We start from the raw sequence: 14,435 nt of genomic DNA on the forward strand, positions 1-14,435 counted from the left end.
CGGGGTTCGGGGTTCGGGGTTCGGGGTTCGGGGTTCGGGGTTCGGGGTTCGGGGTTCGGGGTTCGGGGTTCGGGGTTCGGGGTTCGGGGTTCGGGGTTCGGGGTTCGGGGTTCGGGGTTCGGGGTTCGGGGTTCTGCCTCTGCTTCTGCTCCTGGTTCAAAAAAAACGGAGACGCATGTCGTCTCCGCTCTCCTGCATCCTATGCCGTGCTCAGATCAGCGATACGTTGTCGCGGCGGCCGGCGCCGGGCGATTTGCGCTTGTCGATGAGCCGGTTGATCGCATCGATGTACGCCTTCGCGCTCGCTTCCAGGATATCGGTGCTGACGCCGCGGCCCGACACGGAGATGCCGTTCTGCTTCAGCACGACATGCACTTCGCCGAGCGCATCCTTGCCTTGCGTAACCGACTGGATCGAATAATCGTCCAATTCGACTTCCTCTTCGGTCGCTTTATCGATCGCCATATAGATCGCGTCGACCGAACCGTTGCCTTCGGCGGACACCTCGATCGCTTGTCCTTCGTGGTGCAGCCGGACCGTTGCGCTCGGCGCCGACTGGTTGCTGTACGACACCTGAATGGCGTCGAATGCGAACACTTCCGGCGTCGCCACGAGCTTCTCTTCGATCAAGGCGCGCAAATCTTCGTCGCTGACATTCTTCTTGCGGTCAGCCAAATCCTTGAACTTGGCGAACGCCACGTTCAGTTGCTCGCCCTCAAGCTCATAGCCGAGGTCGACCAGCTTCTCGCGGAACGCGTGACGGCCGGAATGTTTGCCCATCACGAGCTTGCTTTCCTTCAAGCCGATCGTTTCCGGCGACATGATTTCGTAGGTCGTCTTCTCTTTCAGCATGCCGTCCTGGTGAATGCCGGACTCGTGCGCGAACGCATTGGCGCCGACAATCGCCTTGTTGCCCGGCACCACCATGCCGGTTAGCTTGCTGACCAGACGGCTCGTGCGGTAAATTTCGCCCAGCACCAGCCCCGTCTTCGCCTGGAAAAACTCCTGGCGCGTCTCCAGCGCCATCGCCACTTCCTCGAGCGACGTGTTGCCGGCGCGCTCGCCGATGCCGTTGATCGTGCCTTCGATTTGATCGGCGCCGTTCAGCACCGCAGCGAGCGCGTTCGCCGTCGCCATGCCGAGGTCGTCATGGCAATGCGCGCTGAGCTGGATCTTTTCGATGCCGCGCACGTTGTCCTTCAGCGTCTTGAAAATATTGCCGAATTCGCTTGGCGTCATATAGCCGACCGTATCCGGGATATTGACGACCGTCGCGCCGGCGCGGATCGCCATTTCCGTCACTTCGCACAGAAAATCGAGCTCGGTGCGGCCGGCGTCCTCCGGCGAAAACTCGATTTTGCTGAAATACTTTTTGGCGTATTTGATCGCCGCTTCGGCCGCTTCCAGCACCTGATGCTTCTCCATCCGCAGCTTGTGCTTGCGGTGGATCGGCGATGTCGCCAGAAACAGATGGATGCACGGATCCTGCGCCAAGGCAAGCGCCTCGCGCACCGCCTCGATGTCCTGCTCGCGCGAACGGGCAAGGCCGATGATAGTTGCGTTTTTCACCGCGCGCGCTACCGCGCCCACGGCGGCGAGATCGCCCGGCGATGCGGCGGGAAACCCGGCTTCGATCCGGTCGATGCCCAGCTTCTCCAACTGCAGGCCGATTTCCACCTTCTCCTGCACGTTCAGGTTGACGCCCGGCGACTGCTCGCCGTCGCGCAGCGTCGTATCAAAGATATAAATTTTGCGCATAACGGTCACCTCCTGTAGCGTTGCGATAAGCTTGCAGGGAATAGGTCCGGCCGCGGCTTGCCGGCCCGAATCTATTCCCTGCACAAGGGCGGACATCGGACGCTGCCACTAGACAGCTCGGTGCCCGCCGGTACTTACTATCATGCTATGGCTTATTTCTTGATCCAATGCATCATGTCGCGCAGCTCTTTGCCGACCACTTCGATCGGATGCTCGGACTCGATACGGCGAATCGACGTCAGGAACGCACGATTCGATTGGTTCTCGAGAATGAAGTCGCGGGCGAATTTGCCTTGCTGGATGTCGCTCAGCACTTTCTTCATTTCTTTCTTCGTTTCGTCGGTGATGATGCGCGGGCCGGTTACATAGTCGCCGTATTCGGCCGTGTTGCTGATCGAATGGCGCATGCTGGCAAGGCCACCTTCGTACATCAGGTCGACGATCAGCTTCAGCTCGTGCAAGCACTCGAAGTAAGCCATCTCAGGCGCATAGCCGGCTTCCACGAGCGTTTCGAAGCCCGCTTTGACCAGCGCGGAAGTACCGCCGCACAATACGGCTTGTTCGCCGAACAGGTCGGTTTCGGTTTCTTCCTTGAACGACGTTTCGATTACGCCCGCACGGGTGCAGCCGATGCCTTTGGCATAAGCCAGGCCGATTTCTTTCGCCTTGCCGGAAGCGTCCTGGTGAACGGCGATCAGGCCGGGAACGCCGAAGCCCTCGACGTATACGCGGCGAACCATGTGGCCCGGCGATTTCGGAGCGACCAGGAACACGTCCTTGTCGGCCGACGCATTGATTTGGCCAAAATGCACGTTGAAGCCGTGGGAGAAAACGATGGCGACGCCGGCTTTGACGTTCGGCTCGATTTCTTCCTTATATACCCTGGCTTGCGTTTCGTCCGGCATCAAAATTTGCACCAGATCGGCGCGACGAGCCGCGTCGGCTACAGACAGCACTTCGAAGCCGTCGTTTTTCGCTTGATCCCACGAACGTCCCGGACGAAGACCGACAACAACGCTCAGGCCGCTGTCGCGCAAGTTTTGCGCTTGGGCGTGGCCTTGGCTGCCGTAGCCGATGATTGCGATCGTTTTGCCTTTCAGCGCGCTGAGGTCTGCATCTTTTTCATAATAAATATTGACTGCCATGTTCGTAGTTCCTCCTTTGATTTTGAACCCTGTGAGCGGGTGCCGCAGCGGACCCGCACTCACCCGGCGACACCGGACACGGACAAGCCGTGCGCGTTTCCAGGCCGGCGCGAGGGTCCGTTCCGACCCCCGCTCACAAGATTATAGCGGTTGCTTGCCCAAGTAACAATCCGATCGACGAATAACGACGGTTTACTGCGCGGCGCCGCGGATCATCGCGGTCACGCCGGTGCGGGAAAACTCCTGAATGCCGTAAGGCTTCAGCAGCTCGGCCATGGCGTCGATCTTGTCCGGCGCGCCGATGACCTGCACGATCAACGAATGCGGCCCGATGTCGACGACGGACGCGCGAAACGTTTCGACGACGCCAAGCACTTCCGGACGCTGCGACGGTTCGGCAGCGACCTTGATCAATGCCACCTCGCGGGCGACCATCGGCTGCGCGCTGATGTTGACGACGCGGATGACGTCGATCAGCTTGTACAGCTGCTTGCTGATCTGGTCGAGCATGCGGTCGTCGCCGGTCGAGACGATAACCATGCGCGACAAGCCCGCTTCCTCCGACGAGCCGACGGTAATGCTTTCGATATTGAAGCCGCGCCGGCCGAACAGACCGGACACCCGCTGCAGGACGCCCGGCTGATCGTTTACAAGAACGGATATCGTATGCTTTCTCGCGCTCATTCCGAATCCCCCATTATCATTTGCCCGATCGTATTACCCTGCGTCACCATCGGATACACGTTTTCTTCCTTGCGGACGACGAAGTCGATCACGACCGGTCCCGGCGTATCGAGCGCTTCCTGCCAGGCGCGGCGCGCTTCTTCCTTGTTCGTTGCGCGCAAGCCCTTGACGCCGTAGGCTTCGGCCAGCTTGACGAAATCCGGGCTGCCTGCAAGATCGATATGGCTGTAGCGGTTGTCGTAAATGATTTCCTGCCACTGCCGCACCATGCCGAGCACCTGGTTGTTGATGATGACAATCTTCACCGGAATGTTGTGGATCGCGCACACCGCAAGCTCCTGCGAGCACATCTGCATGCCGCCGTCGCCGTTGATCGACACTACCAGCTTATCCGGGTTGCCCATCTGGGCGCCGATCGCCGAAGGGAAACCGAACCCCATCGTGCCGAGTCCGCCCGAGGTGACCCAGGAGCGCGGCCGTTTGAACTTGTAGTATTGCGCCGCCCACATCTGGTGCTGCCCGACGTCGGTCGTCACGATCGCTTCGCCCTTCGTCGTTTCGTTGATCATTTCGATTACGAACTGCGGCTTCAGCTCCGTATCGGAATCTTTGTAGCGCAGCGGGAACTCTTTCTTCATCTGCTGGATCTTGGCGACCCACGCTTCCGATTTGGCCGGCTTCGCTTTCGTGTTGGCGTACTGCAGCACCACTTTGACGTCTCCCGCCACCGGTATGGCCGTTGCCACGTTTTTGCCGATTTCCGCCGGATCGACGTCGATGTGCACGATTTTCGCTTTGGGCGCGAAGCCGTCCAGCTTCATCGTGACGCGGTCGTCGAAACGGGCGCCGATCGAAATGAGCAGGTCCGCATCCTGGATCGCCATATTCGACGTGTACGTGCCGTGCATGCCCGGCATGCCCATCCACAGCTCGTGCGCGCTCGGGAAGCCGCTTAAGCCGAGCAGCGTCGTTGTGACCGGAATGCGCGTCTTCTCGGCAAAAGCGATAAGCTCCGCCGAAGCGTCGGCATACACGACGCCGCCGCCGGCCAGAATGACCGGACGTTCCGCCGCGGCGATCGCTTCGATCATTTTGTCCGCTTGCGCCTTGTTCGGGTCGTTGTTGACCTGATAGCCGCGAATGTTCACGCCCGTTACCGGCTTGAACACCGCCTTGTGCGCGGAAACGTCCTTCGGAATATCGATCAGCACTGGACCTTTGCGGCCGGTATTCGCGATATGGAACGCCTCGTGAATGATGCGCGGCAAATCCTCGACGTTGCGCACCAGATAGCTGTGCTTCGTAATCGGCATCGTGATGCCGGTAATATCCGCTTCCTGGAAGGCGTCCGTACCAATAAAATTCGTCGCCACGTTGCCGGTGATGACGACCAGCGGAACCGAGTCCATATACGCCGTCGCAATGCCGGTGACCAGGTTCGTCGCGCCCGGACCCGAAGTGGCGATGCAGACGCCGACTTTGCCGGTAGTGCGCGCGTAGCCGTCCGCGGCGTGAATGGCGCCTTGCTCGTGGCGGGTGAGCAAATGGTGGAAATCCGGATTGCCGTGCATTGCGTCGTAGATGAACAGCACGGCGCCTCCCGGATAGCCGAATACGCAGTCTACCCCCTCCAGCAGCAAGGAACGCAACAGCATGTCGGAGCCCGAGATGACGTCCGGCTGCCGCAGCTTGTCGAGCAGCTCTTCCTTCAGCACTTTCGACGGATTGATAACACTCATTCCAAAACCCTCCTCTCAAAATAGCGGGGTGCGCAAATACCAAAAAACCCCTCGCGTCCCGAATGTCATAACAAACATTCGACGGGACGAAAGGGGTTAAGCTTCCGTGGTACCACCCACATTTGCCGCATGCCTCACAGCATACGACCTCGACAGGTATCGACCGGAGCGCGCAGCTCGGACCGAACCTTCGGCACGGTAACGTGTGCCAATCCGATTCTCCCTAATACGCGGATCCATTCGAACACGCTTTTCAGGAAAACAGCTCCGAGGTGAGCTCGTAATAAGGGATTATGGCATTGGTTTCAGCTAATCCTCTGCTCTCTGAAACATAAGGGCCCTTAAAACTTCGTCCTCTTCATAGCCGATAACATGTAACAACGATAAAAGTATTATACGCACAGGAGCAGCCCCAAGTCAAGATGCGGTTGCAAAATGATCGGGCAAGCGCTCGGCGGCGTTATGGACGGCCGACCCACTTTTCGTTGCCGTTCGCAAGCGGAATCGCGCGGTAGCCGGTTGACGCCGCTTCGATCTCCGCGTACGCCCAATGTTTCTCCGGCACGTCGGGCCAAGTCGGCTGCGGCGCGCCTTCCAGCGCCGGGCGTCCGAGCGCGCGATTCATCAGCTTCGCCGCTTCGGCCCGCGTCAGCGACTGCTCCGGCCGGAACGAACCGTCCGGGTAGCCGTCCAGCCAGCCGGCTGCGGTTGCCGCGTCGATCGCGTCCGCCGCCCAGTGCCCGCTCGTGTCGGCATAATCGTGCGCAGCGGCCTCGCCGGCCTGCTTCCAGCGCGCCAGCACGGCGGCCATTTCCGCTCGCGTGATCGGACTTTGCGGGCGGAACAGCCCGTCGCCGTCGCCGGCCATAATGCCGGCTGCCTGCAAGCGGGCCACGGCTGCGCTCGCCCAGAACGCGTCCGGCACATCGGCATAGCCGTCCGCTTCCGTTGCGGCCCCGTCGCCCAGCGACCGGTCGATCAAAGCGGCGATTTCCGCCCGCGTCACCGGCTGGTCCGGCCGGAACGTGCCGTCTTCGTAGCCGAACCAATATGGTTCCCGCACGCGGGTATTGTCGGCCCGGACAATCGTAAACGTACTGAATTTGTCGATGGCGATTTCGATGCCGGCCGGATTGCCCGCCGCATCGTATTTGATCGTGCCCTTCTGCAGTTCCTTCGTGCCGTCGCTATGTTCGATGTAAACGGCCAGTTGGGCCAGGAACGCTTCCCGCTGCTGCGGGTCGGCAGGGATGGAGCCGGCCGGCAACGGGAACTCGACCAACGTCCGGCGGTCGGCATAGTTCGTTTCGATCGTCATCGGCTTGCCGAGCACGACAATCGTGGCCGCCTTCGTTTCCTGCCTGATTTCCTCCGCCTTGGTCACGCGGGTTTCGACCTGCTGCCGCTCGTCCGGCTTGACGATCGGCACGATGCGGAAATACAGGTCGCGATCGTCGGCTTGCAGTTCGCCGAGGGTCGCCTGCGGCAGCGTAATTTTGACATCGTTCGTTTGGATGGAAAGATCGACGTTTTGGCCGGCCGTAGCGCCGATCGCTTGTTTCGCCAGCGTCACCGCAACGGCATCAGCCGGATCCTGGGGCAAATCGTCAATCACGATGCGCACGCTGCTTTGCCCGTTCTGCTTCGCTTTGTCCACGGCCTCCAGCGCCTTCTTCTCTTCGAAGACGACTTCGTCCAGCTTCGTCCCGTCCGCTTCCTGCTTGCGCGTGATGTCGACTTTGGCGGCCGAGCCGCCAAGCTCGCCGACGACCACATCGACTTGCCGCGTAGCCGCATTCGGCTTGGCCGTTGCCGCAGGCGTCGGCGTCGGTGTCGGCGACGGTGTTGCTTCCGGTTCGCTGCGGTACACGTTCACGTAATAAGTCGTCGCGCTCGTACCATCCTGCGACGTCACTACGATCGGAATACGCGACCAGCCGTAGCCGACCGAAATCGTTTGCTGCGACAAGCCGGTTTCGGCCGCGACCCCGTTAATGCGAATGGACCCGTGGCTCCACGACTCCGCTTTAAGCGTCACGGCGTTGATATATTCGGGCATCGTCACCGAATATTCCGTCGTATCCCGGCTGAACGCCGGCGATATGCCGAAACTGACCGACTCCAACGCATGCAGCTTGCCGTCGGCATTCGGCACGACATTGGAATGCTGGAGCGTCGTCGTGTGGAAAACGACATCGGCGTGAACCATCGTCATGCGGAATTTGTAGGCCGTGCCGGCGTTCAGTCCGTAAACGTCATAAACGACGGAATTGACAGTTGCGGAAACCGGCCTGATTTGCGATAGCGACCATGAGCTCCCGCCGTCGGCGGATTGTTCGATCGACATGTCGCTCATTGTATCCTTGGGCTTAAAGGCCAGTGTCGCTTCCGTGCCGTCGACGCTTCTCCCCTGGAACTGCAGCAATTCGTCGGTGTAGAATTCGACGGAGGAATCGCGCGCCGCCAAATAATCGCGCGCAGTGTTCTGCTTGGACACGTTTTTGCCGGCGACATCCATAGCGGCCGCATAGGCCTGGTCATAGTTGGTGATCGCGATGCCATTGATCGTGAACGCCACCACCTCCGCCCAAACGCCGTCCATTTCGATGCCGATATAGTTGTGATGCACGTAGTTGTTTTCAAGTGTTACGGTAAGCGAGGCCGTCAAGAACGGCGTAATTGCAATGCCGGAGCTCGTATAGTCCGCAAGAAACGAATTATCGTAGCCCGAAACCGTATTTCCGGTCACCGTCGCGGTGCCGCCATACAGGAAGAGGGCGTACTCGTATCCGTCCGAGTCCCGCAGCTTCTGCGCCATGATGTCGCTTGCGCCGACAAATGTGTTGTTGCGGATGACGGCCGTCGTTCCTTCGCGCACCGCAATAGCATTGCGGAACGCGTTCGAGTCGTCGACCGAACTGTTCTCGACCGTAATGACCGGGGCGTAGCCCAATTTCCTTTCCGTATGTACGGCGAAAGACAAAGGAGTGTCCTTCTCGGGATGATCGGCGTTATTGTTGTCGGTAACCGCGTCGTGCTCCCCGAAAAAATTGCGGAACTTCACGCCGTTCACATTCACTTGTGCGTTGTACGCCGCGTTGATGACCGTCAAAATTTTATATCCGCCGCCCGACAGCGTCATGTTGTCGATGCGCAGGTCGCCGTCCTGCATCACCATCAGAAATCCGTGCCCGTGATAGACGCTGGAGCCTTCGATGACCGGATAATATTTGCCTTCCCCCGCCACGATTGTGGCGCCGTTGCCGTGAATGGCCACCTGCCTGGTAATTTCGGCATAATCCAGGTTGTATACTGCCGCCGCCTTCAACGAAATGACCGATACGTTCGCATCGTCCAAATACGTGCGCAGCGCGGTCGAATCCGCCGCTGTGACGGTGCTGTCCAGGTTGTCGGTCGCCGCGGACAGCGGCTGTTGCTGGCGCACCCGAATCGTTTTGGCGCCGGTCGAATCGACCGTCGTGCTGTCGCCGATCGCCGTCCATGTCGTCCCGTCCGTCGTATACGCCAATCCGTCGGATGCGGCGACCCGGCTGCCCGTACCGTCCGCGGAGCGGACGAAATAAGCGGCAGCGGATTCGACGGACGACAACGATACCGTCGGCGCGGGCAAGCTGCTGTCGGCCCAAGCGACCGCAGCCGGAAAACTGGCGGCGAACATCGCCGCTATCGTACCGATAGCCGCCATCTTGGCGACCAGGCGTTGCAAATATGTTTTCATGATGAGTCCCTTCCCCTGTTGGATTTTCCTACTAATCAACTAAAAATGACATACTTCGCCATATTTCCGCTTTATTCGCGGCACCAGCTCCCCTATTTCACCAAGTAATCATCTCTATTATAGGACAAAAGACTTACAAAAGTCTTACAAGAATGATCAAAAACACGCAAAAATATGCCCGCCCGATCGGAACCGATGGGCGCATAGCCAGTCGAACCGGCAAATAAGCCCTGTTTTATTGCCTATTGGGGTGAAAATGGGCACCCACAACAATATAGCCAGTGAAATCGCTGGCTATTTCGCAGAAAAGTCCCGTTTAGAGGTGATTTGAGCCATATACCCAGTGAAAACACTGGCTATTTTTCTCGAAGCGGATAAAACGGGGCCAATAAGCCATTTTTCATGGCCTATTTCGGTGAAATGAATAACAGAGGGGGGGTTCCGCCCGCTCCGCTTCCTCGCGAAGCGGGTCTGAACCCCACGACCAAACGAAAAAACGCCGCGACCCAAAGGTCGCGACGCAAAGATCCGGACGGCTTACGCGTTCATTTTTTGCTTGGCGGCTACGGCCAAGTCGGAAAATGCTTTGGCATCGCTGACGGCGAGGTCGGCGAGCATCTTGCGGTTGACGTCGATGCCGGCCAGCTTCAGGCCATGCATGAACTTGCTGTAGCTGAGGCCGTTCGTGCGGGCTGCAGCGTTGATGCGGGTAATCCACAGCTTGCGGAAGTCGCGCTTCTTGGCGCGGCGGTCGCGGTATGCGTACAGCAGGGATTTCATGACCTGCGCGTTTGCCGTTTTAAAAATGCGGTGTTTGGAACCGAAATACCCTTTTGCCAGCTTCAAAATCTTTTTATGACGACGACGAGTGGTGAACCCGCCCTTTACTCTTGCCATACTGTTCTACCTCCTTGGGATGATCGACGTGCGGCGCGCGTCGTTTATTTCACGTATACGAGCAGTTGTGCGATCCGTTTGGCGTCTCCGCTCGATACGAGCGCTGGCTTGCGCAATCCGCGCTTGCGGCCGGCCGACTTGCTTTCGAGAATGTGGCGTTTGAACGCGTGGCTTCTTTTCAACTTGCCGGTACCGGTTTTGCTGAAGCGCTTCGCGGCGCCGCGGTGCGTTTTCATTTTAGGCATAGGGGTGAATCCTCCTCATAATCGTGTCGTTCGTTACCGCATCAGTTCTTACTTCGGCGATAAAATCATAATCATGCTGCGGCCTTCAAGCTTCGGCCTGCGCTCGATGACGCAAATCGATTCGGCTTCGACGCCGACGCGGTCGAGCACCTTCTGTCCGATCTCGGCATGCGTAATTTCGCGTCCGCGGAAACGGACGGAGCATTTGACCTTGTCGCCTTCGCCCAGAAATTTCAGCACGTTGCGCAGCTTCGTCTGAAAATCGTGTTCGTCGATCGTAGCGCTGAAGCGCACTTCTTTCAGTTCGACGACTTTCTGGTTTTTGCGGGCTTCCTTGTCCTTCTTCTGCTGTTCATAACGGAATTTGCCGTAATCCATAATACGGCAAACCGGCGGTTTGGCCGTCGGCGCCACATTGACCAGATCCAGACTTGCATCCGCGGCGATTTGCATCGCCTCGCGAATCGGCTTGATGCCCAACTGTTCGCCGCCCGGCCCGATGAGCCTCACTTCTTTCACGCGAATCTCATCATTGATCATATGGTCCTTACTGATAACTGTCCACCTCCGTATCGATTGAATACCACTTGTTCCGCAACACACAAAAAAAGATGCGAGCATCCGGCTGCCCCCATCGTCATAGATCGACATCGCATATACGGCGCAATGGCTTGCGTCATAATTCCATGCCTAGATCATTGACCAGCCAACTTGGCGTCGGGCAGGTGAGAAGCGGGCGCTTCTGCTTCCAAAACATACTTCGTTACTATAGCACGATACCACCCGGCATGTCAACTGGTGGAAAAACGGCCCTGCAGCATATGCAGCAAGGCCGCTTTGTTGGTTCGCCCTCAGCTCGCCTGTTTGCTCCGCACGTCTTCGAGACGAAGGACACGCGTATGCTCGGTGTGGCTCCATTGCTTGTTGTTCTGGGTGAAAAACGCGTAGCAGGTGATCGGCCACCACGACAGCATGTAAACCGGGAACGTAATAAGCGTCTTGTACACCTTAAGCGGCGCGCGCTCGACGAGCATCGCCAGCGGGAACACGATCACGTTCAACGCCGTAACGGCCATGAAGAACGCCGGCGCCATATCGAACAGCGACGTCAGCCGCGCGGCACCCGGCATTACCAGATCGCCCCACATGATCATCGTCACAACCGAGCCGAAAAACAAATTGTACACGTTCAGCGCATAAATCGCGCAGTCGATCTTCGTCCAGCTGCGCTCTCTGATCCCTTGCCACAGCAGCGGGAACGAATAGCGGCGCGCCACGTCGAAGTGGCCTTGCATCCAGCGAAGGCGCTGCTTCGCCGACGCTTTGAACGTGAGCGGCTTCTCGTCGTACACTTTGGCGTCGAAGTTGAGCGTCGGCTTGATGCCGCGCTGCACGCAGCGCATCGTGAACTCGAGGTCCTCGACCAGGCTTGTCGCCCCCCAGCCCATCTCCTTCAGCAGCGCCGCGTCGAAGCACATGCCGGTGCCGCCAAGGAAATTCGCCATCTTCAGGTTGGTGCGCGGCAGCTGCCACAACCGGTTGCAGTACCAGTATGTAACCGCGTAAGCCCCCGTGATCCAGGAGTCGGTCGGATTTTTCGTATCCAGGTACGCCTGAATGACTTTGGAGCCGTTGCACAGGTCGTTGTTCATCAAGCTCAGGTAGTCCGGGTTGCACAAATTGTCGGCGTCGAACATGACGACGGCATCGTATTTTTTCGGCATCTTCCACAGTTCTTTCAGCATCCACTCGATGGCGTAGCCTTTGCCGCGCAGCTGCGGATTGTTCCGCTCCATGGCGATTACGCCGTGCTGGCGAACGATATCGGCCGTCTTGTCGGTGCAGTTGTCGCAAATGACGAAAACGTCATACAGCTCTTTCGGATAGTCCAGACGTTTCAGGTTTTCGAGGAGGGCCCCGACGACTTGCTCTTCGTTATGTGCGGCTACGAGTACGGCAAACGATTTGCGCGGTTCGTGCTTCATTTTCAGCTTGGGCTTGTACCAGCCGAAAAACGTAAGCGCCAGTTGATACACGCCGATAGCCGAGAACAGGATTTGCAGGATGAGCAGTACAACGTCGAGCACAGTATTATCCCCCTTTGGCGTTCCGTGCTCTCTTTCTATACGCACGGCAGAATGGCGATGGATTGCCGAATTTGATTTTCCTCTCATCGCGCGCAAAAGTCAAAAGCACTGTGGCGGATGATCTCCCCGCTTTTCTGACAAAAACGGGAAATGCCCCCCTTGGTACCGAAAATTCTCTTTCTCTGGCCCGATTGCCCGGTTTTCCATCGTTTTTCACAATTTACATTACATTTTCATCTCAAACATTACAGTTTCATTACATTTTTCAAGCAGTTTTATTATAATTCACCGTTACCCAGAAAACAAATCGTTCAAACAATCTCCTTATTTAACCGAAAATGCGCGAAATGACGCAAAAATGTTGATACCGGGCTAACATTCGGGGGATAAAATGAGCAGGAAGTCAAAATTACAGGGGGATTGAACCATGAATCGGGTTGCACAATGGCTGCAGCAGCAAGAAACGGGCTTGTTTCTGCGTTTGAACCGACGCAGCCGAAGCGCCGCGCTTGACCGTCTGCTGGGCTGGATCACGCATGCCGGCGGGGCCACCGCCACGATCGCCGCCGCCACGGCCATGCTGCTCGCCCCCGGACAATGGCGCGTCGCCGCGCTGCAAAGCCTTGCCGCTCTGGCCGCGAGCCATGTGCCGGTGGCGATATTGAAGCGCAAATACCCGCGTTTGCGTCCGTATCTGGTGCTGCCGCAGGCGATCACTTGCGCCAACCCGCTGCGCGACCATTCGTTTCCTTCGGGGCATACGACGGCCATCTTCTCCGTCTGCGTCCCGTTCGTCATGACCGCCCCGGCGCTCGGCGTTGCGCTGCTTCCGCTCGCGGCGACCGTCGCTTATTCGCGCATCTATCTCGGCTTGCATTTTCCGTCCGATTGCGCCGCCGGCGCCTTGATCGGCACGGCCGCAGCCGCCGCGGCTGCTGCAGCCATCTGACCGATTGCGGCAAGCAGCCGCGCGCTGCGGCTTACGGCTTCACAACCGCTCGCTGCAGCGCATTCGCGCCAATGACGACTTCGCAGCGATAGATCGGCATGCCCCGCTCGATAAACTTCGTTTCGTATTCCGTCAGCACCAGATCCTCGCGAATGCCCGCCGCATGCAAATCGAGCGAAATGTTGCGCAGGCGCAGCCCCAGATCGGCGAACGAATTCAGCGAAAATTCGAACAGCAGCTTCGAATCGGTTTTCATGTGAATCGTGCCTTCCGCGTTCAGCATCTTGATGTATTTGGTCACGAACCCGGCATGCGACAAACGGCGGCCGATGTGCTTCGTTTTGGGCCAGGGATCGCTGAAATTCAAATAAATACGCTCGATTTCCCCGTCGGCAAACACCTGCTCGATCTGCTCGATGTTGAATCGCACGAGCTGCAGGTTGGCCAGCGTCGCCCCTTCGGCGCCCTCGCGAAACCTCCTTGCCTTCTCCGCCGCACGGCGCACCAGTTCGTCGTACATATCGATGCCGATGTAGTTGATATCCGGATTGCGCATACTCAGATCGCCGATAAATTTCCCTTTTCCCATGCCGAGTTCGACATGAATCGGCTTGTCGTTGCCGAACCGCTGCGCCCATTTCCCTCTGTAGTCGGCCGGATTCAGGACGATCAGCTCCGGCTGGGCCTCGATTTCTTCCAGAATGCCCTTTCTTCCCCGCAAACGCATGCCATTTTCCCCCGTCGATTCATACTTCATCCGTTACACAGCATAGTCGATCACCCGGCAAAAATCAAAACGAAATCGCAGCATACAAAAAGCACCTCCGCAGGCCATCGGCGCGGAAAGTGCTCGTTCAATCTTATCGCGTTTTCTTTCAATTCGCCTTATACCTCAAGCGCGTGATAATCGATCTTGTCGGTTTCGGGCAAAAAGCGGCGGTCGAGCGTTTGTTTGATTTTCCTGCGGGCAACGGTGGCAAGCTGCGGTTGATCGTTGAAACGGATGCCGCTAAGCGCGATCGCTTCCTTCACCGTAAGTTCAAGAGTAATCGTCCGGTCGCCATCCGGTATCATGGTGTGCGTTTGCATGTCGGCCACTCTCCTTGGGGAAATCCCTGATTTTCGAGCAAGGATTAGAGAGAAAGTGTTGATTTTGCTCATTTCCAATATAACACATTATGTTAGGTATTGC

12 protein-coding genes are annotated in these 14,435 nt (G+C 57.9%); 1 reads left to right on the top strand and 11 read right to left on the bottom strand.

The annotated features are described in order from the left end of the window. Positions 1 to 210: 210 nt before the first annotated feature. From EXY20_RS27500 to EXY20_RS27540, 9 genes are all read right to left on the bottom strand, one after another. Complete coding sequence (locus EXY20_RS27500; RefSeq protein ID WP_135555347.1) at positions 211 to 1,758, bottom strand: 2-isopropylmalate synthase; 1,548 nt, start codon at positions 1,756 to 1,758, stop codon at positions 211 to 213. A gap of 152 nt (positions 1,759 to 1,910) precedes the next feature. Next, a complete protein-coding gene (gene ilvC, locus EXY20_RS27505) occupies positions 1,911 to 2,903 on the bottom strand; it encodes a ketol-acid reductoisomerase (RefSeq protein WP_135555348.1) in 993 nt (330 codons plus the stop codon). A gap of 192 nt (positions 2,904 to 3,095) precedes the next feature. Continuing rightward, a complete protein-coding gene (gene ilvN / locus EXY20_RS27510) occupies positions 3,096 to 3,587 on the bottom strand; it encodes an acetolactate synthase small subunit (protein WP_135555349.1) in 492 nt (163 codons plus the stop codon). After that, positions 3,584 to 5,326, bottom strand: coding sequence for a biosynthetic-type acetolactate synthase large subunit (ilvB, locus tag EXY20_RS27515; RefSeq protein WP_135555350.1), 1,743 nt, complete (start codon positions 5,324 to 5,326; stop codon positions 3,584 to 3,586). The genes ilvN and ilvB overlap by 4 nt, the downstream gene beginning before the upstream one ends. 460 nt (positions 5,327 to 5,786) lie before the next feature. Continuing rightward, complete coding sequence (locus EXY20_RS27520) at positions 5,787 to 9,065, bottom strand: S-layer homology domain-containing protein (RefSeq protein ID WP_135555351.1); 3,279 nt, start codon at positions 9,063 to 9,065, stop codon at positions 5,787 to 5,789. A 537-nt stretch (positions 9,066 to 9,602) separates the two neighbouring features. Beyond that, positions 9,603 to 9,962, bottom strand: a complete 360-nt coding sequence (rplT, locus tag EXY20_RS27525; protein WP_135555352.1) for a 50S ribosomal protein L20 — start codon at positions 9,960 to 9,962, stop codon at positions 9,603 to 9,605. A gap of 44 nt (positions 9,963 to 10,006) precedes the next feature. Next, positions 10,007 to 10,207 carry a 50S ribosomal protein L35 gene (gene rpmI, locus EXY20_RS27530; protein ID WP_135555353.1) on the bottom strand — a complete coding sequence of 67 codons (201 nt, stop codon included), beginning with the start codon at positions 10,205 to 10,207 and terminating at the stop codon, positions 10,007 to 10,009. 48 nt (positions 10,208 to 10,255) lie between these two features. Further along, on the bottom strand, positions 10,256 to 10,747 hold the full coding sequence (gene infC, locus EXY20_RS27535) for a translation initiation factor IF-3 (RefSeq protein WP_135555354.1): 492 nt from the start codon (positions 10,745 to 10,747) through the stop codon (positions 10,256 to 10,258). A 311-nt stretch (positions 10,748 to 11,058) separates the two neighbouring features. After that, positions 11,059 to 12,294 (bottom strand): glycosyltransferase family 2 protein, encoded by a 1,236-nt coding sequence (locus tag EXY20_RS27540; protein WP_135555355.1) that lies wholly within the window; start codon positions 12,292 to 12,294, stop codon positions 11,059 to 11,061. Between the two features lie 427 nt (positions 12,295 to 12,721). Between EXY20_RS27540 and EXY20_RS27545 the strand changes: the two genes are divergently transcribed. Then, positions 12,722 to 13,243 (top strand): phosphatase PAP2 family protein, encoded by a 522-nt coding sequence (locus tag EXY20_RS27545; RefSeq protein ID WP_135555356.1) that lies wholly within the window; start codon positions 12,722 to 12,724, stop codon positions 13,241 to 13,243. 31 nt (positions 13,244 to 13,274) lie between these two features. Here the strand turns inward: EXY20_RS27545 and trmB are convergent, their stop codons facing one another. Both trmB and EXY20_RS27555 read right to left on the bottom strand, forming a co-directional pair. Further along, entirely contained in the window at positions 13,275 to 13,970 is a 696-nt protein-coding gene (gene trmB, locus EXY20_RS27550; RefSeq protein WP_135555357.1) for a tRNA (guanosine(46)-N7)-methyltransferase TrmB, read from the bottom strand. 158 nt (positions 13,971 to 14,128) lie between these two features. Beyond that, positions 14,129 to 14,332 (bottom strand): hypothetical protein, encoded by a 204-nt coding sequence (locus tag EXY20_RS27555; protein WP_235886221.1) that lies wholly within the window; start codon positions 14,330 to 14,332, stop codon positions 14,129 to 14,131. Positions 14,333 to 14,435 lie beyond the last annotated feature (103 nt).

The organism is Paenibacillus cymbidii, assembly GCF_004764705.1.
In the GTDB taxonomy this organism is placed as follows: Bacteria; Bacillota; Bacilli; order Paenibacillales; family NBRC-103111; genus Paenibacillus_AN; species Paenibacillus_AN cymbidii.

Bases quoted from the DNA above. Each gene is read 5' to 3' on its own strand.
- EXY20_RS27500 (WP_135555347.1), bottom strand. From the start codon at position 1,758: ATGCGCAAAATTTATATCTTTGATACGACGCTGCGCGACGGCGAGCAG.
- ilvC (WP_135555348.1), bottom strand. From the start codon at position 2,903: ATGGCAGTCAATATTTATTATGAAAAAGATGCAGACCTCAGCGCGCTG.
- ilvN (WP_135555349.1), bottom strand. From the start codon at position 3,587: ATGAGCGCGAGAAAGCATACGATATCCGTTCTTGTAAACGATCAGCCG.
- ilvB (WP_135555350.1), bottom strand. From the start codon at position 5,326: ATGAGTGTTATCAATCCGTCGAAAGTGCTGAAGGAAGAGCTGCTCGAC.
- EXY20_RS27520 (WP_135555351.1), bottom strand. From the start codon at position 9,065: ATGAAAACATATTTGCAACGCCTGGTCGCCAAGATGGCGGCTATCGGT.
- rplT (WP_135555352.1), bottom strand. From the start codon at position 9,962: ATGGCAAGAGTAAAGGGCGGGTTCACCACTCGTCGTCGTCATAAAAAG.
- rpmI (WP_135555353.1), bottom strand. From the start codon at position 10,207: ATGCCTAAAATGAAAACGCACCGCGGCGCCGCGAAGCGCTTCAGCAAA.
- infC (WP_135555354.1), bottom strand. From the start codon at position 10,747: ATGATCAATGATGAGATTCGCGTGAAAGAAGTGAGGCTCATCGGGCCG.
- EXY20_RS27545 (WP_135555356.1), top strand. From the start codon at position 12,722: ATGAATCGGGTTGCACAATGGCTGCAGCAGCAAGAAACGGGCTTGTTT.
- trmB (WP_135555357.1), bottom strand. From the start codon at position 13,970: ATGCGTTTGCGGGGAAGAAAGGGCATTCTGGAAGAAATCGAGGCCCAG.
- EXY20_RS27555 (WP_235886221.1), bottom strand. From the start codon at position 14,332: ATGCAAACGCACACCATGATACCGGATGGCGACCGGACGATTACTCTT.